The following is a 17,110-nucleotide window of genomic DNA, read 5'->3' as shown; positions in this document are numbered from 1 at the left end:
CATCGGTGTTTCCAGGGCCCGCCACAGCCTTCTCATGCATCTCTTATGCGGGGCTTATCCCGTCATCACGCGGTGTACCTAGCTTGCGGCCATGTTCTTCACCTACCTGAGGCGCGAACTGCGCCGCCGCAGAAAAGCGGCACTCGTCGTCGCCTCCGGCCTCGCACTGGGCATCGCCCTGGTCATCGTGGTCACCTCCGTGTCCTCGGGCATGTCGAAGGCGCAGGACAAGGTCCTCGAGTCGCTGTACGGACTCGGCACGGACATGACCGTCACCAAGGCCGCCGCGGCCCAGACCGGCACCGGCGACGCCCAGCGCCCGCGCTTCCAGTTCGACGCGCGGGCCGACGGAGATGACTCGGGCGCGGAGCAGAGCAGCGACCGGGTGGTGGTCCAGGGCTTCGAGACCCTGGCCGCCTCCACGGTCACCAAGGTCGGTACGCAGAAGGGCGTTTCGGACGCCGTCGGCGGGCTGAGCCTCCGGGTCATCAACGTCAACGGCCAGTTCAGGCAGGGCCAGTTCCAGCAGGACGAGCAGGGCACCGGCGGCAACCAGGGCGGCGGAGTCCCCGGTGGTGGCGCAACGGGCGCTCCGCAGGGGCGTGTTGAGGGCGGTGGCGCCGAGTTCGACGTCAACAACTACTCCGTCTACGGCACCGACGTCACCAAGCCGGCCCTCGGTCCGCTGACCTCCTCGAAGATCACCAGCGGCCGTACCTTCACGACCTCCGAGACCGACGCCAAGGTCGTGGTCGTCGACGCCGCCTACGCCAAGGAGAAGACGCTCAAGGTCGGCGGCACGGTCACCGTCAAGAGCGTCACGTACAAGGTCATCGGCATCGCCACCCCCGAGAGCGGCGACGCGGCGGCCAACCTCTACATCCCGCTGAAGCAGGCCCAGACGCTCAGCGACTCCAAGGACAAGGTCACCACGATCTACGTCCAGGCGACCGACTCCCAGCAGATCGGCTCGGTCAAGTCGACCATCCAGAAGAACATCTCGGGTACGACCGTCACGACCTCCGCCGACCTCGCCGACACCGTCTCCGGGTCCCTCTCCACCGCCTCCGACCTGGCCTCCAGCGTCGGCAAGTGGCTGTCCATCGCGGTGCTCGTCGCCGCCTTCCTGGTCGCGGGACTGCTGACCTCCTCGGCTGTCTCCCGGCGCGTGCGCGAGTTCGGCACGCTGAAGGCGCTCGGCTGGAAGTCGGGCCGGGTCACCCGGCAGGTCGTCGGCGAGGCCATGGTCAACGGGCTGGTGGGCGGCGTCCTCGGTATCGCGCTCGGGCTCGCCGGTGCGTATGTCGTCACCGCGATCAGCCCGGAACTCCAGGCACAGCTGGGCAGTTCGGGCGGCAACGCCGGTCCCGGCGGTGGCGGGGGCTTCCCCGGCGGCGGTGGCGGTCCCGGCCGGCAGGCCGCGTCCCAGGCCCTGACGGTCGCGCTCACCGCGCCCGTCGCGCTCTCCACCATCGCCCTCGCGGTCGGCCTCGCCGTCACCGGCGGGCTGATCGCCGGCGCCTTCGGCGGCTGGCGCGCGTCACGGCTGCGCCCGGCGGACGCGCTGCGGCGAGTCGAGTAGAACGCGGGGTTCGGCTGCAACTGACGGGGCTTGGGCCCACCTATAGGGGCGCGGGGAACTGCGCGACAAGCCCCCACTCAGCCGCAGCTGACAACGACTCGCACCACCCCGAACCCACCCAGGAGCCACCACCATGTACGAACTCAAGGGCGTAACCAAGCGCTACACCCGAGGCAAGAAAACCGTGGACGCCCTCGCCGGCATCGACCTCACCATCGCCGACGGCGACCGCCTGGTCATCCAGGGCCCCACCGGCGGCGGCAAGTCCACGCTCCTGCAAATGCTCGGCGGGCTCGACCGGCCCACCGAGGGCAGTATCGATCTGGACGGTACGGATCTCGCCAAACTGTCCGAGAGCCGCCTCACCAAAGTCCGCAGCGAGAACATCGGTTTCGTCTTCCAGAGCTTCAATCTCATTCCGACCCTGTCGGCCCAGGAAAACGTCGAGACCGCTCTCGTACCTCTCGGGGTGAAGGCCAAGGTGCGGCGCGAACGGGCCGCCGAGGCGCTGAAGTCGGTCGGGCTCGGGGAGCGGCTCGGGCATCTGCCGGGGGAGATGTCCGGCGGCCAGCAGCAGCGGGTCGCGATCGCCCGCGCGCTGGTCAAGGAACCGAAGGTGCTGCTCTGCGACGAGCCCACCGGGAACCTCGACGAGTCGATGCGCGACGAGATCATGGACGTACTCGAAACGATGTGGAAGGAGCTCGGGCTCACTTTCATCATGGTCACGCATGATTCGGCGATCGCGAAGAAAGCCCCGCGGCTGGCCACCATCCGTAAGGGGAAGATCACCGTCAAGGAGAACGCCAACTCGTAGGCGGTTGGTTGAGCGCCGACTCGTGGGTGTCAACTCGTAGGTCTCGTAAGTCCCTTGTGTTCCGAACTCTTTCGTAACTGCCTTGTAACTGGCAGGCTCGTCGGCCTCCGGGCTATTGAGCAGCTGATCACCCCCCGGCATACTGCCTAATCCGGGGGGTGTACGCGCAGGCGTGCCGGAATGCCCCCGGCCGGGTGAACGGGGAATTCGCCCGGTACCGCAGTTTCAGGGCTCCAGGGGGAGACTTGCGCAAACAAGTGAAAAGAGCATGCGCGGCAACCGTAGCCACGGCGGCCGCAGTTGCCCTCGCGGCGGGCATGACCGGCCCGGCGTCCGCGAAGGGCGAGGCGAAAGCGGAGCAGCAGCGCGTGACCGGCGCCGCTCAGAAGCTGAAGCCCACGCACCGCATCACCCTGATCACCGGCGACCGGGTCGCCGTCGACGCCAAGGGCCGCGTCGTCGGCCTGGAGCGGGCGGCTGGGCGCGACAAGATACCCGTACAGATCCGCAAGGTCGACGGGCACACGCTCGTCATCCCGGCCGACGCGGCGCGGCTGGTCGCGGGCGGGAAGCTCGACCAACGGCTGTTCGACATCACGGAGTTGAGCAAGGAGGCGACCCGGAAGTCCCAGCAGAAGGGACTGAAGGTCATCGTCGGCTACACGGGGGCCGCGACGGCCACCAAGGCCGATGTCCGCGACGCGGGCACCCTCCGCCAGACGCTGAAGTCCCTGAACGCGGACGCCGTGCAGACACCGCAGAAGGACACTCCCGACCTCTGGGACGCGGTGACCAACGGCGACAAGACCGCCTCGGGGATCGCGCACGTCTGGCTCGACGGCACCCGTAAGGCCAGCCTCGACAAGTCCGTGCCGCAGATCGGCGCGCCGAAGGCGTGGGCGGCCGGCTACACCGGCAAGGGCGTCAAGATCGCCGTCCTGGACACGGGCGTCGACGCGAGCCACCCCGACCTCAAGAGCCAGGTGATCGCGGCCAAGAACTTCACCCTGGCCGCCACCATCGCCGACAAGGTCGGCCACGGCACGCACGTCGCGTCCATCGCGGCGGGCACCGGCGCCAAGTCCGGCGGCAAGTACAAGGGCGTCGCGCCCGGCGCCAAGATCATCAGCGGCAAGGTCCTGGACGACACCGGCTTCGGTGACGACTCGGGCATCCTCGCCGGCATGGAGTGGGCGGCCGAGCAGGGCGCCCAGGTCGTCAACCTCAGCCTCGGCGGCATGGACACCCCCGAGGTGGACCCGCTGGAGGCGATGGTCAACAAGCTGTCCGACGAGAAGGGCATCCTTTTCGCCATCGCGGCAGGCAACTCCGGTCCGGAGTCGGTCGGTTCGCCGGGCAGCGCCGACAAGGCGCTCACCGTCGGCGCGGTCGACGACAAGGATCTGCTGGCCGACTTCTCCAGCACCGGCCCGCGCGTCGGCGACGGCGCGATCAAGCCGGACGTGACCGCGCCCGGCGTGGACACCACGGCCGCCTCCGCCAAGGGCAGCATGATCGAGCAGGAGGTCGGCGAGAACCCGGCCGGCTACCTGTCCATCTCGGGTACGTCGATGGCGACGCCGCATGTGGCGGGCGCGGCGGCGATCCTCAAGCAGGAGCACCCGGACTGGACGTACGCCGAGCTCAAGGGCGCGCTCACCGGGTCCGCGAAGGGCGGCAAGTACACGCCGTTCCAGCAGGGTTCGGGCCGTATCCAGGTCGACAAGGCCATCAAGCAGACCGTGATCGCCGACCCCGCGTCGGTGAGCTTCGGCACGCAGCAGTGGCCGCACACCGACGACACCCCGGTCACCAAGCAGCTGACGTACCGCAACCTCGGCACGACCGACGTCACGCTGAAGCTGGCGGCGACCGCGACCAACCCGAAGGGCCAGGCCGCTCCGGCGGGCTTCTTCAAGCTGGCCGCGACGACGGTGAAGGTCCCGGCGGGCAAGAGCGCCTCCGTCGGCTACACCGTCAACACCAAGCTGGGCGGCACCCTCGACGGCGCGTACTCCTCGTACGTGACGGCGACGGCCGGCGCCCAGAGCGTCCGTACGGGCGCGGCGGTCAACCGTGAGGTCGAGTCGTACGACCTCGTCGTCAAGCACATCGACAAGGCCGGGCAGCCGACGGGCGAGTACAACACGATCGTCGAGGGCTACAGCGGTCTTGCCGCCGGCAGCGGTTACCAGGTCCCGACGGCGACCACCGGCACCACGACCATGCGTCTGCCCAAGGGCACGTACCTCCTGGACGCGTGGATCGCGAAGGACTTCACCAAGCCCGACCTGGGCGGCGGCGGCCTCGACTGGGTGGTCCAGCCGAAGCTGACGCTCACCAAGAACACCGCGGTGACGATCGACGCCCGCACCACCAAGGCGGCGGACATCACGGTGCCGGACGCCGGCGCCGAGCCGGTGGGCGCGATGGCCAGCTACATGTTCGACGCGCCGGGCATCGGTATCGGCGTGAGCCTCGACTCCTTCGCGAACCTGCGGATGGCCCACCTCGGCGCGGAGGTCCCCGGACTCTCGCAGACGTGGTTCGGCCAGTTCGCCAAGGGTTCGGGCGTGGAGTACGACGCGATCACCACCGCCAAGGTCAAGAAGATCCAGGGCGACAAGGTCCGTCACTTCAAGGCGAGCGAGTTCGCCAAGGTGGCGAACCGGCTGGGCGGCGGGTCACCCGGCAAGACCGGTGCACTCGGCGTGATCGCCTTCCTGCCCGAGGACGCGGCCTTCGGCCGGCTCGTCGAGCAGGCCCTGCCGGCCACGCGCACCACGTACGTGTCCACGGGCGAGAAGGCCGAGTGGCTGTTCGACTTCACCCAGTTCAAGGGGAAGGACGCACAGGGCTTCCCGATCCCCGAGGCCTACTACACGATGGGCAACCTGCAGACCCTGAAGCCGGGCGGCAACTACGCGCGCACCTTCAACGCCGGGGTCTTCGGTCCTCGGCTGCTCCCGGAGTTCGGCCTCTTCCGTGAGGGCAACTTCGTCTACGGTCTGATCCCGCTGTTCTCCGACGGCGCGGGCCACCCCGGCTCGTCCGACTTCACGTCGGTGGCCACGACGCTCTACCGCAACGGCAAGAAGGTCGGCACGAACGACGACCCGCTGTTCGGCGACAAGGCGTTCACGGTCCCGGCGGGCGACGCCGCGTACCAGCTGACGACGTCGGTCAAGCGCAGCGTCAAGGTCGCCCAGGCGTCCACCCGGATCGACGCGAGCTGGACGTTCCGGTCCAAGAAGTCGGCGGCGGACATGGTCCAGCTGCCGGCCTCCTCGCTCCGCTTCAACGCGGCCGTCGGCCTGGACAACAAGGTCGCGGCGGGCCAGCGGGCCACGTTCCCGGTCGTCGTCGAGGGCGCGGCGCGCGGCAGCAACCTCAAGTCGCTGTCGGTGTACGCGTCGTACGACTACGGCAAGACGTGGAAGAAGCTGACCGTGAAGAACGGGAAGGTGACCGTCGTGAACCCGAAGAAGGGGGCGGCGATCTCCTACCACGCGAAGATCACCGACAAGAAGGGCAACAAGTCGACGATCTCGATCTACAACGCGTACTACGGCAAGTAAGTCGTCGGTAGTGCTGCGTTAGCGGTAGCGGACGGTCCGTCGGGGGGATTCCTCCGGCGGGCCGTCCGTGTTTCTCGCCCCCGCCGCCCCTACCCGTCCCATCCTCGGGGGCTCCGCCCCCGAACCCCCGCTCCTCAAACTGCCCCAGAGGGGGGGACCCCCAAGGGGCTGAATTTGGCATCTTCAGCCCGTCCGGCGTTTGAGGACAAGGCCCGTTCAGGGCCGTAGGGGGGTCTGGGGGCGCAGCCCCCGGTCAGGAACCGGCGCTGCTCTCCGTTCCCGCCTTCGTTGCGTCTCGGCCCCAGCTGGCCAGCAGGCGCAGGCCCTCTGCCGAGGGGGAACCGGGTTCCGCGTGGTGGAAGATCAGGGTCTGGTCGCTGTCGTCCGGGAGCCTCATCGACTCGTAGTTCAGGGTCAGTTCACCCACCAGCGGATGCCGCATCCGCTTCACCCCGTGGCTCTTCTCCTTGACGTCGTGGGTCGCCCACAGCCGCCGGAACTCCTCGCTCTTCACCGACAGCTCGCCGACCAGCGCGGACAGCCGCGGGTCCTCCGGATAGCAGCCGGCGTCCATGCGCAGATGGCAGACGATGTCGATCGCCTTCTGCTCCCAGTCCAGGAACAGGTCGTGGTACTCCGGCCGCAGGAACACCAGCCGCGCCCAGTTCCGGTCCTGCGGCGGCAGCTCGGCCCAGTCCCCGAAGAGCGACGCGGCCATCCCGTTCCAGGCCAGGATGTCCGTACGCCGCCCGGCGATGTACGCCGGTACGCCGTCCATGGTGTCGAGCAGCTGCCGCAGGCTCGCGCGGACGACCTGGACCCGCGCCGACGGCTTCTTCTTGTGCTGCTTCGGCTTGGCGAGGTGGGTGAGGTGGGCGTGCTCGGCGTCCGTCAGCCGCAGGGCGCGGGCGATGGCGTCGAGGACCTCCGCGGAGACGTTCCGCCCGTTGCCCTGTTCGAGCCGCGTGTAGTAGGCGACGGACACCCCGGCCAGCTGGGCCAGCTCCTCGCGGCGCAGCCCGGGCACCCGCCGGTGCCGCCCGTAGTCCGGCAGCCCCACGTCCTCCGGCTTGAGCCGGGCCCGCCGGGTGCGCAGGAACTCGCTGAGCTCGGCACGCCGGTCGAGGGCCCCGCCGATGGTCCCGGTGGTGTTCCGGGTGCGGAGTTCTGCCGGTTGCGCGGGTTCGGGCTGTTCGTCCATGTCTCAAGTATTCCCGGTCGTACGTACACCAGCCTGACCCCGCCAGTGGTAGGACCGGCGGACGTACGCAGAGGCGTGGACTGGGTGAATATCGAAACGTTCGGCAGACTGATCATCGTGCCCGGTCAGAAGGCGGCCGGGCACGGAATCCCCTAGGAGAACCCCCGGCATGACCACTGTCGCTGCATACGCCGCCCCCTCCGCCAAGGCTCCGCTGGAGCGGACCACCATCGAGCGTCGTGAGGTCGGTGAGTTCGACGTCCTGATCGACATCAAGTTCGCCGGTATCTGCCACTCCGACATCCACCAGGCCCGCGAGGGCTGGGGCGAGGCCATCTTCCCGATGGTCCCCGGCCACGAGATCGCCGGTGTCGTCGAGGCCGTCGGTTCCGGCGTCACCAAGTTCGCGGTCGGCGACCACGTGGGCGTCGGCTGCATGGTCGACTCGTGCCGCGAGTGCGAGAACTGCAAGGCCGGCCTGGAGCAGTACTGCACCGGCGGCATGACCGGCACGTACAACGCCCTCGACAAGAACGGTGAGCCGACCTACGGCGGCTACTCCGAGAAGGTCGTCGTGGACGAGAACTACACCGTCCGCATCCCCGACGGCCTCTCCCTCGACGTGGCCGCGCCGCTGCTCTGCGCCGGCATCACCACGTACTCCCCGCTGAAGCACTGGAACGCCGGCCCCGGCAAGAAGGTCGCGATCCTCGGCATGGGCGGCCTCGGCCACATGGGCGTCAAGATCGCGCACGCGCTCGGCGCCGAGGTGACCGTCCTGTCGCAGTCCCTGCGCAAGCAGGAGGACGGCCTGAAGCTGGGCGCCTCGCACTACTACGCGACCAGCGACGAGGCGACCTTCAAGGAGCTGCGCGGCACCTTCGACATCATCCTGTCCACGGTCTCGGCACCGCTGAACCTGGACGCCTACCTGTCCCTCCTCAAGACGGACGGCGCGTTCGTGAACGTCGGCGCCCCCGAGGAGCCCGTCGCGCTGAACCTCTTCTCGGTGATCGCCGGCCGCAAGACCCTCGCGGGCTCCGGCATCGGCGGCATCCAGGAGACCCAGGAGATGCTGGACTTCTGCGCCGAGCACGGCCTGGGCTCGGAGATCGAGCTGATCAGCGCGGACCAGATCAACGAGGCGTACGAGCGGGTTCTCGCGAGCGACGTCCGGTACCGGTTCGTGATCGACGCGGCGACGATCTAGTTCCGTCGAGGGGCCTTCGCCTGCGGGTCCGTCGTGGCTGGTCGCGCAGTTCCCCGCGCCGCTGAAGGACGGGGGCTGCGCCCCTGTCCTTCAGCGGCGGCCAGGAGCCACAGCAAGTACGGACCGCCCACCAGCGCCGTGAGTGCCCCCACTGGGATCTCCAGTGGGGGCAGCAGCGTACGGGCCACCAGATCCGCCCCCACCAGCACCACCGCCCCCGTCAACGCCGAGCCCAGCAACGGCAGTTGAGGCGTACGGGTGAGCCGCCGCGCCAGCTGTGGCGCAGTGAGCGCGACGAACCCGATCGGCCCGGCGGCCCCGGTCGCGGTGGCGGCGAGGACGACCCCGAGGACGGTCAGCCCCAGCTGCGTCCGCTGCACCCGCACGCCCAGCGCGGCAGCCGTATCGGCGTCGAGGCCGAGTGGACGCAGCGCCCGGCTCGCCCACACCAGCGCGGGCAGACACAGCAGCAGGACGACGCCCAGCGGCCCCGCCTGCTCCCACCCGCGCCCGTTGAGACTCCCCGTGAGCCAGAGCTTGACCTGCTCGGCGGCCTCCAGCTCGCTGTCGGTGAGATAGAGCTGGACGACTGCCGAGAGTGCGACGCCGATTCCGACCCCTGTCAGCACGAACCGGCTCGCCTGCATCCCGCGCCGCCAGGCGAGCACGTACACGAGCGCGGCGGCCGCGAGCCCGCCCGCGACGGACACGGCGGGCAGGGCACCGGGGGAGGCGACCGTCCCGGTGGCGAGCGCCAGCACGGTCGCGGCGGCGGCCCCGTGCCCGACGCCGATCACATCAGGGCTGGCCAGCGGATTACGCGTCACGCTCTGCACGAGCGCCCCGGCGAGCCCGAGGGCCGCCCCGACGAGCGCCCCGACCGCGATACGCGGCACCCGCAGCTCATTGACGACGAGGTCGTACGCCCCGCCCCCGCCGCGCACGGTCGCCCACACCTCCCCGGGCGGCACGAAGACCTGCCCGACACAGGCGGAGACACCCATCACGAGAGCGAGGGCCACACCGAGCGCGAGGGCGACCACGGCGGACCGCCGGTGCAGGAGGACAGAGAGACGGGGCCGGGGGCGCAGCACGGTGACCCCGGGAGGCAGGGAACTCCCGCTCCCCTTCTCCCGTACGGGAAGGGCGGTCATGTGCTTCCCGCCTTCCGCCGTACGAGGACCACCAGCACCGGCACGCCCACCAGCGCCGTCATGACCCCTGCGGGGACTTCGGCGGGCGCCCGTACGACCCGCCCGGCGACATCTGCTGCCAGGAGCAAGGCCGCGCCGAGGAGGGCGGACAGCGGGAGGACGCGGCGATGGCCGCCGGGGACGAGACGGCGGGCCAGGTGGGGCACGGCGAGGCCGATGAACGCGATCGGCCCGGCGGCGGCGACCGCGGCGGCCGTCAGCAGGGTCGCGCCGAGCGCCGCCGACCCCCGTACGACATGCACCCGGTGCCCGAGCGCCCGGGCTGTGTCGTCGCCGAGGGCGAGGGCGTCGAGGCCACGGGCGCAGACCAGTACGAGCAGCGCCCCGGCGAGGAGGAACGGCAGCATCCGCCCCACGGTGTCGGCGTCCCGCCCGCTGAGCGCGCCCACCTGCCAGAAGCGGAACTGGTCGAGGGTGGCGGAACTGGAGGTGAGGACGACCGTGGTCGCCCCGGCGATCATCGCGGACAGCGCGGTGCCCGCCAGCGCGAGCTTCACGGGCGAGGCGCCGCCACGGCCGCGCGCGGCGATGGCGTACACGAGACAGGCGGCGGCGACGGCACCGGCGAAGGCGTACCAGACGTACCCGCCGAAGCCGTTCGCCAGCCCGAACGCGATGGCGAACACGACTCCGGCCGCCGCGCCCTGACTGAGCCCGAGGATGCCCGGATCGGCGAGCGGATTGCGGGTGACGGCCTGGAGCGCGGCCCCGGCGAGCCCGAGGGCGGCCCCGGCGGTGAGCCCGATCTCGGTCCGGGGCACCCGCAGCGAACGGACGACCAGCGCGTCCGGCGTGCTCCCGCCGTGCAGCAGCGCGTCGAGCACGGCGGCCGGCGGGACGGGCCGGGTACCGACGGCGAGACTGAGGAGGGCAACGAGGATGACGGTGACGAGGGCGACGACGCCGGTGACGGCCGTACGTGCGCTCACTTGCCGATGTGCTCGGCGAGCTGCCGGACGACGAGACGGGCGGCGGTCGGCCCGGCGTTGAGGTACCACGGATCGTCGTCGACCTTGACGGCGTGCCCGGCGGTGACGGCCTTCATCGACTTCCACAGCGGCCCGGCGACGACGCTCGCCGCATCCGTCTCACCGGCGTCGCCCTGTACGGAGTAGAAGATCCAGTCGGCGTCGGCGGCATCGATGCTCTCGGCGCCGATGTCCTCCGAAATGGCCCTGAACTGCTGGGACTTGGGCCGTCCGAGCCCCATGTCCACGGCGATGGACCCGGTGAAGGAGGAGACGCCGAACATGCGGGTCCGGTCGGGCGTGAAGCGGATCATGGAGACCGTGGGGGAGCCGAGTGCCTCACCCTGCCGGCCCGCGTCGGCGGCGATGCCGTCGACGAGCTTCTGGGCTTCCTCCCCCTTGCCGACGGCGTCCCCGACGAGCAGCAGATCGCGCTTCCAGTTGATGCCGTTGCCGGCGGTGACGACGGTCGGCGCGATCTTGGAGAGCTTGGGGTAGAGGTCGCCGAGGGAGTCGTTGGCGAGGATCAGATCGGGCTTGGCGGCGGCGAGCGTTTCGAGGTTCGGCGCCTGGCGGGTCCCCGCATCGGTCATGGCGGCGAGCTTCGCCTTGTCCTGGGGGAAGGCGTCGGCGAGGTACTCCGGCACGAGCCCGGCGTTGTCGGCGCGCGTCGTGGCGGCGGGGACGAGCCCGAGGGAGAGAAGGTCGTCGAGCTGCCCGGTGCTGAGGACGGCGATCCTGGTGGGGACGCTCTCGACGGCGGTGGCGCCCTTGAAGTGCGTGACGGTACGGGGGAAGGTGCCGTCCGTGTCGACGTCGGCGCCCATGCCCGCGGCCAGGGCGGAGGGGGCGGCGGAGGGTCCTTCGGACGAGCCCTCGGAGGCCCCCATGACGGGGTTGCGGGTTTTCGCGCCGGCCGCCGCGGCATCGTTGTCGGAGGAGGCCGACGAGCAGCCTGCCAGGAGCCCTCCGGCGAGGGTCGCGGCCACGACGGCCTGCCACTTCAACGTACGCACGTGTCACTCCGCTACCACAGTTACCGGTCATTTAGTAAGGCAAGCCTTACTTTAACTTCGGCTGCTGGGCAGGGCGGACCCGGGGTCGTAGCGTGGGAGAGGAAGGTGAAGGTGAAGGGGGCCCACAGATGACCGTGCAGCTGAACCACACCATCGTCGCCGCGCACGACAAGAAGACCTCGGCACAGTTCCTCGCCGACATCCTCGGGCTGGACGTGAACCCGCAGTACGGGCCGTTCATCCCGGTCGCGATACCCAACAGCGTGACCCTGGACTACATGGACACGGAGGGCGCGATCACCCCGCAGCACTACGCGTTCCTGGTGTCGGAGACCGAGTTCGACACGATCTTCGCCCGCATCCGGGAGACCGGCCTCACCTACTGGGCGGACCCCGGCCATCACCGCCCCCACGAGATCAACACGAGGGACGGCGGCCGGGGCACGTACTTCGACGACCCGAACGGCCACGTCCTGGAGATCCTCACGCGGCCGTACGGGAGTGGGGACGGGGGTGGGAGTGGGGACGGGGGCGGCGGGGCCTGAGGGCGGCTCAGTCGTCCGCCGGTTCGTCGGGGAACGTCCACGCGGCGCGGGCGCCCGGGCCGACGGTGAGGGTCGAGTGCCCGATCCGCTCCTCGTGCCGGTGGGGCACGGGCCGGTTGAGGGACATCTCGATCTGCCGCAGCCCCGCGTGTTCGCGCGCGACGGCGTCGAACCGGATCGTGGTGCCGCCACCGTGCGCGACGATGCCACCGTCCGCCACCGACCGGACGGCGAACCCGCCCGCCCGCAGCAGTGGCACGGTGTTGGCGAGGTCGCGGGCGGTGAGCGCGAGGCGGACGGAGGTCACGTCTCGCATCAGGTGGTCGCGGTAGAGGTCCGACAGGTAGCGCTCCCGGCCGACGTCACCGGGGTGGTCGGCCGGCTCGGTGTCGCTGCGCGGGTCGGCGAAGTACTCCGGCCGGTACTCCATCCCCCAGGCGCCGAAGGCGTCGTACCGGTCGGTGGTGAAGACGGCCTCGAACCACGGCACCGGGACGCCGTCACCGAAGTCCCGCGTCTGGCTGAATTCGACCGGGTCGGCGATCCCCTGGTCCCGCAGTCGCTGGATCACCGTGGCCAGGTCACCGGAACGCTCGACCGAGACACCCATCCCGCCGGCGCCGAGAACGCCGTCCGGTCCGGGCAGGTCACCTACTCCGAACAGCTCGAAGTAGGTCTCGCGGCCCAGCAGATAGCGCCCGGTCCAGGCCTGTCCGCCGGCACCGGTCGTGGTGCGGACCTCGAAGTTGGCGAACTCCCGCAGGTAGGCGGAGCGCTCGATGGCGTCGGCGGTCTCCCGGTCGAGCACGCCGTAGACGTGGTTGTAGTACAGCAACTGCCGTTCGGGCGAGGGCGGTTGGCCCCCCTGAGACTGCGCCGCACTCGCGACGCCTCCCTGGACCCTCTGGACCCCCTGGACCGCCGCTGCGAGGGTCACAGCGATGACCATGATCATCTGTAACGTTCCTCGAAGCAGCATGCGAGCGATCGTAGGACGGAGGATCGGCGTCCGCTGTCGGATTTCGGGACATCTGTGTCCGTACGTCTTCGATGGCTCCGGTGACGCACAATTGGTCGGTGAATGACGGTACTTCGCCGACCACGGCCGCCCAACCGCCGCCTCAGCTGATCGATGACGATGAGCTGACCGGGCACTCCGTGGTGGCCAACAGCACCATGAATCGCGAACGGGTCCTGAGCGGCGTCAACAGCTACGCGCGCGAACTCGGCTTCGATCCGGTCGAGTTCCTCGGCGGGTGCGGTTCCGCGCCCTCCTGGCTCGACCTGTGCAGCGGAGAGGGGCTGGCCCTTCGTGCGGCGGCCCAGCGGATCCCGCAGGCCGCGATCACCGGCGTGGACCTGGTGGGCCCACTGCGGCCGGCAGACCTGCCCGACGGCCTCGAACTCATCGCCGCCGACCTCGGCGCATGGTCCCCGGCCCGCCGATACGACCTCATCACCTGCGTCCACGGGCTGCACTACATCGGCGACCGCCTCGCCCTCCTGGAACGGGCGGCCTCCTGGCTCACCGACACCGGCCTGCTGGTCGCCCACCTGGACCCCGCGACGCTACGGCGCCCCGACGGCACCGACGCCTCCCGCCCGGTCCTCGCGGCACTGCGCGCCGCCGGCTTCGACTACTCGGCCCGGCACCATCGGCTCGGTCTGCGGGGCGGGCGGTCCGTCGCGCTTGCGTTCACCTACCTGGGGGCCGACCCCGAGGCGGGCCCCAACTACACCGGGCAGCCGGCTGTGGCGTCGTACTACAGCCAGGGGCGGTGAGCAGTGATACGCGTACGGCAATCGGCTCGTCCCCCAGGTCTCGTCAGCGCACGGTGTCGCTGAGGAGAACGAACGGAGCGCGCCCCTCGCTGCCGTCCGGCAGGCGCCAGCCGGCGGTGACATGGCCCAGGGCCTCGGTCGTGCCGGTGCCCGGGGTCCGCTGCTCCGGCTCCGGCTCCGGCGAGAGGACGCGCGTCACCTGAAGGGTCAGGGAACCCGCGACGGTTCCCACGACGACAGTGGTGCCGCGCTGCCCGTCGTCGTCGCCGTCGTCGTCGACGGTGAGCGACGCGACCTCGGCGGAGAGGCCGTCCCCCGTGAAGTGACGGGCGACAGAGGGGTCGGGGGTGTCGGACACGCTCTGGGCCTGCGCTTCGGCACGGCCCTGGAGGAATGAGAGCAACTGGGCGACGAGGACCGGGTCATGGGTCCCGTCGTACACCCAGCGCGTGCCCAGAACCCCGTGCTCCAACGTCCCGACGAGCCCCTGCTCGGCTCCGTCGAGCGGTGCGCCGCGATAGGTGAGGGGCACGTGGTAGGAGAGCGGCGTCTCGCCGGAAGTATCCGTGACCACCATGAACTCGATGCCCACCTCCCCCTCCGGATCGTCGAGCCGAAAACCACCGGCCTTGGTCAACTCCGGCTCACGCCCCGTGCCGACATACCAAGGCCGGGTCGGAAGCCAGGGGGCGAGCAGCTCCAGCTTGCCGGGGGTCAGGGTCGTTCTGTGGATGACAGCCATGCCCCGTGAACTTCTCCCGCGGACGGAAGATTCCCTCTCCGGCGGCCGATCCAGCTCTCAGGGCGGTGCCACAGCCCCCCACGCCCGGCTGCCCTGACGGTACGTCGCCCGCCCCGAGTGCGCGGTGGCGTGCCCGGCGGCGTGCCCTGGAGTCCCTCGTCGAGCTGAAATTCGTACGGCGATACTCCCTACGCGTGAGACGTGACGATCCACGTCGGGGGCCTGGCCGCTGCGGGCCCCCACCGTCATCACGGTCAACTCAGCCTGGATCTACACGACTTGTTCTTCTCGTTGTTGATTCCCGTTGGCACAGTGCTAGGTCGATGGATCAAGGACAACCACCGTGCCGAACGGCCCGGTGACACCGCGCGGTCCCGGCACGGAGGCATGCGTGACATCCGTGCCACACCAGCGAACTCGTACAGAAAACGTTCTGGAGACCCACCCCATGAAACTCCCCAAGCGTCTCGTCCTCACGACCACAGCTCTCGCCGCCGTGGCCACCGGCACGCTCCTGAGCGCGACGGTCGGCCAGGCCGCCGCCACGCAGCCCGCCCGCACCGGCGTCGACGTTCCCGCAGCCCTGAAGGTTCCCGACGGCAACAGACTGACCGGCGTCTTCTCCGCCGCGGGCGTCCAGACCTACACCTGCACCGACGGCGCCTGGAAGCTGCTCGAACCCGCCGCCACCCTCTGGGCCAAGAACGACCGCGCCCACCGCCCCGTCGCCCTCCACTCCCGCGGCCCCGTCTGGGTGTCCACGGTGGACGGCAGCGCCGTCAACGCCGCCGCCGTCGCCAACTCCCCCAAGTCCGGCACCATCCCGGAACTGCTCCTGAAGTCCACGACCACCCGCGGCCCCGGCGCCTTCGCGGACGTCTCCTACATCCAGCGCCTCGACACCAAGGGCGGCGTCGCGCCTGCCACGGCCTGCACGGGCACCGACCAGACGAGCGTTCCGTATTCCGCCACGTACACGTTCTTCAAGCCCGCCAAGTGATGCCGTAGCGCATGCGGCGAGGGATGCGGTAAGGAGCGACGGAGTAAAGGAGTAACGGCAGAGGCCCCTCTGGACGAGTCGATTCCGAGGGGCCCTGTCCCGGCGAGCCCGTGCGGTCACCCTCACCCCAGGAGGTGGGCCAGAGGTTCGTCTCCCGTGGGATAGGGGCGTTCCCGGGGCAGCAGACGGGTGGCGGAGCCCAGGTCGCCGCCACTGACGAGCGCGTGGATCTCGTGGGCGAGCGGAGTCACGTCGCGGATGGAGACCGTCCACTCATCCGCGTAGCGTCGTACGGCCTCACCGGAGAGCCCCAGTTGCAGGGACCGGTACGGCAGGGGCCGCAGACGCAGGTCCCGCTCGGGGTCCCACTGCACGCGAGCGGGCGCACGCTTCAACTGACGCTGCCAGGTGGCTCGGTCGGGGTGAACCCCGCGGACGTAGCTCGACAGACACGCGTGGCGCAGCGCCCACTCGAAGCCGGCCCGGTCGATCTCGACAGCGAGGACGGTCTCCTGCCCCTCCTTCGCGCCCCAGCCGCAGCGGTACATCATCCACAGGAACGAGGGCTTGATCCACGTCATCCTGTCCCGCTTCCACCCACCGGGAAAACGGCCCTCGTGGGCAGCGGCCAGGCCGATCTCCGGCGAGTAGGCCTGGTAGACGGTGATCGTGGACTCGGTGTAGGCCGCGCGGATCCCGTGTCGGGGTTCTTCCATGACGTACAGCGTGGGGGCGGACCGGTCGGGTGGCTAGTGGATTTCGGCCGGTGAGCGGGGCCCCGGCGATGCCGTGGTCGCGGAATCGTCAGGACCTCTCGCGCGTTGAGGGGAGTGGGCGTGGGATGCCGGTGGTGTGTGAGCCGAGTAGCCCGAGTGACCGAGCTGACAGGAATTGGAGGGGCCTCGATGGCTGCGCAGACGCAGAGGGCAGTGCTGGCGGGTGGATGCTTCTGGGGGATGGAGGACCTGATCCGCCGGCAGCCGGGCGTGACGGCGACCCGGGTCGGATACACCGGCGGGGACGTGCCGAACGCGACGTACCGGAACCATGGCACGCACGCGGAGGCCATTGAGATCCTTTTCGACCCCGCGGAGACCGATTTTCGCGCGATCCTGGAGTTCTTCTTCCAGATCCACGACCCGAGCACCAAGAACCGTCAGGGCAACGACATCGGCCTCAGCTACCGCTCGGCCATCTACTACGTGGATGACGAGCAGAAGCGGATCGCCGAGGACACGATCGCGGATGTGGACGCCTCCCGGCTGTGGCCGGGCAAGGTCGTCACCGAGGTGGAGCCGGTCGGCCCCTTCTGGGAGGCCGAGCCCGAGCACCAGGACTACTTGCTGCGTTACCCGAACGGCTATACCTGCCACTTCCCGCGCCCGGGATGGCGGCTGCCCGCCCGCGCGGAGGGCTGAGGGCTGAGGTCGACCGCGATGCGGCTCCTCACCGTGT

At 70.0% G+C, this 17,110-nt stretch carries 15 protein-coding genes; 8 read left to right on the top strand and 7 right to left on the bottom strand.

All coding sequences use genetic code 11. The annotated features are described in order from the left end of the window. The first annotated feature begins 91 nt into the window (after window positions 1–91). From ACH4TV_RS11015 to ACH4TV_RS11005, 3 genes are all read left to right on the top strand, one after another. Window positions 92–1,582, top strand: coding sequence for an ABC transporter permease (locus ACH4TV_RS11015; protein ID WP_398396493.1), 1,491 nt, complete (start codon window positions 92–94; stop codon window positions 1,580–1,582). Between the two features lie 133 nt (window positions 1,583–1,715). After that, complete coding sequence (locus ACH4TV_RS11010; protein WP_398396491.1) at window positions 1,716–2,399, top strand: ABC transporter ATP-binding protein; 684 nt, start codon at window positions 1,716–1,718, stop codon at window positions 2,397–2,399. Between the two features lie 317 nt (window positions 2,400–2,716). Further along, complete coding sequence (locus ACH4TV_RS11005) at window positions 2,717–5,977, top strand: S8 family peptidase (RefSeq protein WP_398396489.1); 3,261 nt, start codon at window positions 2,717–2,719, stop codon at window positions 5,975–5,977. Window positions 5,978–6,230: 253 nt separating this feature from the next. Here the strand turns inward: ACH4TV_RS11005 and ACH4TV_RS11000 are convergent, their stop codons facing one another. After that, window positions 6,231–7,178 carry a helix-turn-helix domain-containing protein gene (locus tag ACH4TV_RS11000; RefSeq protein WP_398396487.1) on the bottom strand — a complete coding sequence of 316 codons (948 nt, stop codon included), beginning with the start codon at window positions 7,176–7,178 and terminating at the stop codon, window positions 6,231–6,233. Between the two features lie 169 nt (window positions 7,179–7,347). Between ACH4TV_RS11000 and ACH4TV_RS10995 the strand changes: the two genes are divergently transcribed. Further along, window positions 7,348–8,388: an NAD(P)-dependent alcohol dehydrogenase gene (locus tag ACH4TV_RS10995; RefSeq protein WP_398396485.1), complete on the top strand. Its 1,041-nt coding sequence runs from the start codon at window positions 7,348–7,350 to the stop codon at window positions 8,386–8,388. On the opposite strand, the gene ACH4TV_RS10990 is transcribed toward ACH4TV_RS10995, so the two are convergent. From ACH4TV_RS10990 to ACH4TV_RS10980, 3 genes are read right to left on the bottom strand one after another with little or no spacing between them, the layout of a single operon-like run. After that, the gene (locus ACH4TV_RS10990) at window positions 8,385–9,542 is read right to left on the bottom strand and encodes a FecCD family ABC transporter permease (RefSeq protein ID WP_398396483.1); all 1,158 of its coding nucleotides are present in this window, start codon (window positions 9,540–9,542) and stop codon (window positions 8,385–8,387) included. The genes ACH4TV_RS10995 and ACH4TV_RS10990 overlap by 4 nt on opposite strands. Beyond that, window positions 9,539–10,531, bottom strand: a complete 993-nt coding sequence (locus ACH4TV_RS10985; RefSeq protein WP_398396481.1) for a FecCD family ABC transporter permease — start codon at window positions 10,529–10,531, stop codon at window positions 9,539–9,541. The genes ACH4TV_RS10990 and ACH4TV_RS10985 overlap by 4 nt, the downstream gene beginning before the upstream one ends. Then, window positions 10,528–11,586 carry an iron-siderophore ABC transporter substrate-binding protein gene (locus tag ACH4TV_RS10980; RefSeq protein ID WP_398396479.1) on the bottom strand — a complete coding sequence of 353 codons (1,059 nt, stop codon included), beginning with the start codon at window positions 11,584–11,586 and terminating at the stop codon, window positions 10,528–10,530. The genes ACH4TV_RS10985 and ACH4TV_RS10980 overlap by 4 nt, the downstream gene beginning before the upstream one ends. 128 nt (window positions 11,587–11,714) lie before the next feature. Here ACH4TV_RS10980 and ACH4TV_RS10975 point away from each other — a divergent pair, with 128 nt between their 5' ends. Then, window positions 11,715–12,131 (top strand): VOC family protein, encoded by a 417-nt coding sequence (locus ACH4TV_RS10975; RefSeq protein ID WP_398396477.1) that lies wholly within the window; start codon window positions 11,715–11,717, stop codon window positions 12,129–12,131. Between the two features lie 7 nt (window positions 12,132–12,138). On the opposite strand, the gene ACH4TV_RS10970 is transcribed toward ACH4TV_RS10975, so the two are convergent. Continuing rightward, window positions 12,139–13,086, bottom strand: a complete 948-nt coding sequence (locus ACH4TV_RS10970; protein WP_398396608.1) for a DUF5829 family protein — start codon at window positions 13,084–13,086, stop codon at window positions 12,139–12,141. A 122-nt stretch (window positions 13,087–13,208) separates the two neighbouring features. Here ACH4TV_RS10970 and ACH4TV_RS10965 point away from each other — a divergent pair, with 122 nt between their 5' ends. After that, complete coding sequence (locus ACH4TV_RS10965; protein ID WP_398396475.1) at window positions 13,209–13,913, top strand: class I SAM-dependent methyltransferase; 705 nt, start codon at window positions 13,209–13,211, stop codon at window positions 13,911–13,913. A gap of 43 nt (window positions 13,914–13,956) precedes the next feature. Here the strand turns inward: ACH4TV_RS10965 and ACH4TV_RS10960 are convergent, their stop codons facing one another. Then, window positions 13,957–14,655 (bottom strand): 1,4-alpha-glucan branching protein, encoded by a 699-nt coding sequence (locus ACH4TV_RS10960; protein WP_398396473.1) that lies wholly within the window; start codon window positions 14,653–14,655, stop codon window positions 13,957–13,959. A 448-nt stretch (window positions 14,656–15,103) separates the two neighbouring features. Here ACH4TV_RS10960 and ACH4TV_RS10955 point away from each other — a divergent pair, with 448 nt between their 5' ends. Further along, the gene (locus tag ACH4TV_RS10955) at window positions 15,104–15,655 is read left to right on the top strand and encodes a DUF3455 domain-containing protein (protein WP_398396471.1); all 552 of its coding nucleotides are present in this window, start codon (window positions 15,104–15,106) and stop codon (window positions 15,653–15,655) included. Between the two features lie 122 nt (window positions 15,656–15,777). Here ACH4TV_RS10955 and ACH4TV_RS10950 read toward each other — a convergent pair whose 3' ends face one another. Continuing rightward, complete coding sequence (locus ACH4TV_RS10950) at window positions 15,778–16,371, bottom strand: DUF4291 domain-containing protein (protein WP_398396469.1); 594 nt, start codon at window positions 16,369–16,371, stop codon at window positions 15,778–15,780. A gap of 189 nt (window positions 16,372–16,560) precedes the next feature. Here ACH4TV_RS10950 and msrA point away from each other — a divergent pair, with 189 nt between their 5' ends. After that, window positions 16,561–17,073 (top strand): peptide-methionine (S)-S-oxide reductase MsrA, encoded by a 513-nt coding sequence (gene msrA, locus ACH4TV_RS10945; protein ID WP_398396467.1) that lies wholly within the window; start codon window positions 16,561–16,563, stop codon window positions 17,071–17,073. Window positions 17,074–17,110 lie beyond the last annotated feature (37 nt).

This window comes from Streptomyces sp. NPDC020898, assembly GCF_044333925.1.
Lineage (GTDB): Bacteria > Actinomycetota > Actinomycetes > Streptomycetales > Streptomycetaceae > Streptomyces.
This window is presented reverse-complemented; position numbering and strand designations above follow the sequence as displayed.

Bases quoted from the DNA above. Each gene is read 5' to 3' on its own strand.
- ACH4TV_RS10970 (WP_398396608.1), bottom strand. From the start codon at position 13,086: ATGATCATGGTCATCGCTGTGACCCTCGCAGCGGCGGTCCAGGGGGTC.
- msrA (WP_398396467.1), top strand. From the start codon at position 16,561: ATGGCTGCGCAGACGCAGAGGGCAGTGCTGGCGGGTGGATGCTTCTGG.
- ACH4TV_RS10975 (WP_398396477.1), top strand. From the start codon at position 11,715: ATGACCGTGCAGCTGAACCACACCATCGTCGCCGCGCACGACAAGAAG.
- ACH4TV_RS11005 (WP_398396489.1), top strand. From the start codon at position 2,717: ATGACCGGCCCGGCGTCCGCGAAGGGCGAGGCGAAAGCGGAGCAGCAG.
- ACH4TV_RS10950 (WP_398396469.1), bottom strand. From the start codon at position 16,371: ATGGAAGAACCCCGACACGGGATCCGCGCGGCCTACACCGAGTCCACG.
- ACH4TV_RS10955 (WP_398396471.1), top strand. From the start codon at position 15,104: ATGAAACTCCCCAAGCGTCTCGTCCTCACGACCACAGCTCTCGCCGCC.
- ACH4TV_RS11015 (WP_398396493.1), top strand. From the start codon at position 92: ATGTTCTTCACCTACCTGAGGCGCGAACTGCGCCGCCGCAGAAAAGCG.
- ACH4TV_RS10960 (WP_398396473.1), bottom strand. From the start codon at position 14,655: ATGGCTGTCATCCACAGAACGACCCTGACCCCCGGCAAGCTGGAGCTG.
- ACH4TV_RS11000 (WP_398396487.1), bottom strand. From the start codon at position 7,178: ATGGACGAACAGCCCGAACCCGCGCAACCGGCAGAACTCCGCACCCGG.
- ACH4TV_RS11010 (WP_398396491.1), top strand. From the start codon at position 1,716: ATGTACGAACTCAAGGGCGTAACCAAGCGCTACACCCGAGGCAAGAAA.
- ACH4TV_RS10990 (WP_398396483.1), bottom strand. From the start codon at position 9,542: ATGACCGCCCTTCCCGTACGGGAGAAGGGGAGCGGGAGTTCCCTGCCT.
- ACH4TV_RS10995 (WP_398396485.1), top strand. From the start codon at position 7,348: ATGACCACTGTCGCTGCATACGCCGCCCCCTCCGCCAAGGCTCCGCTG.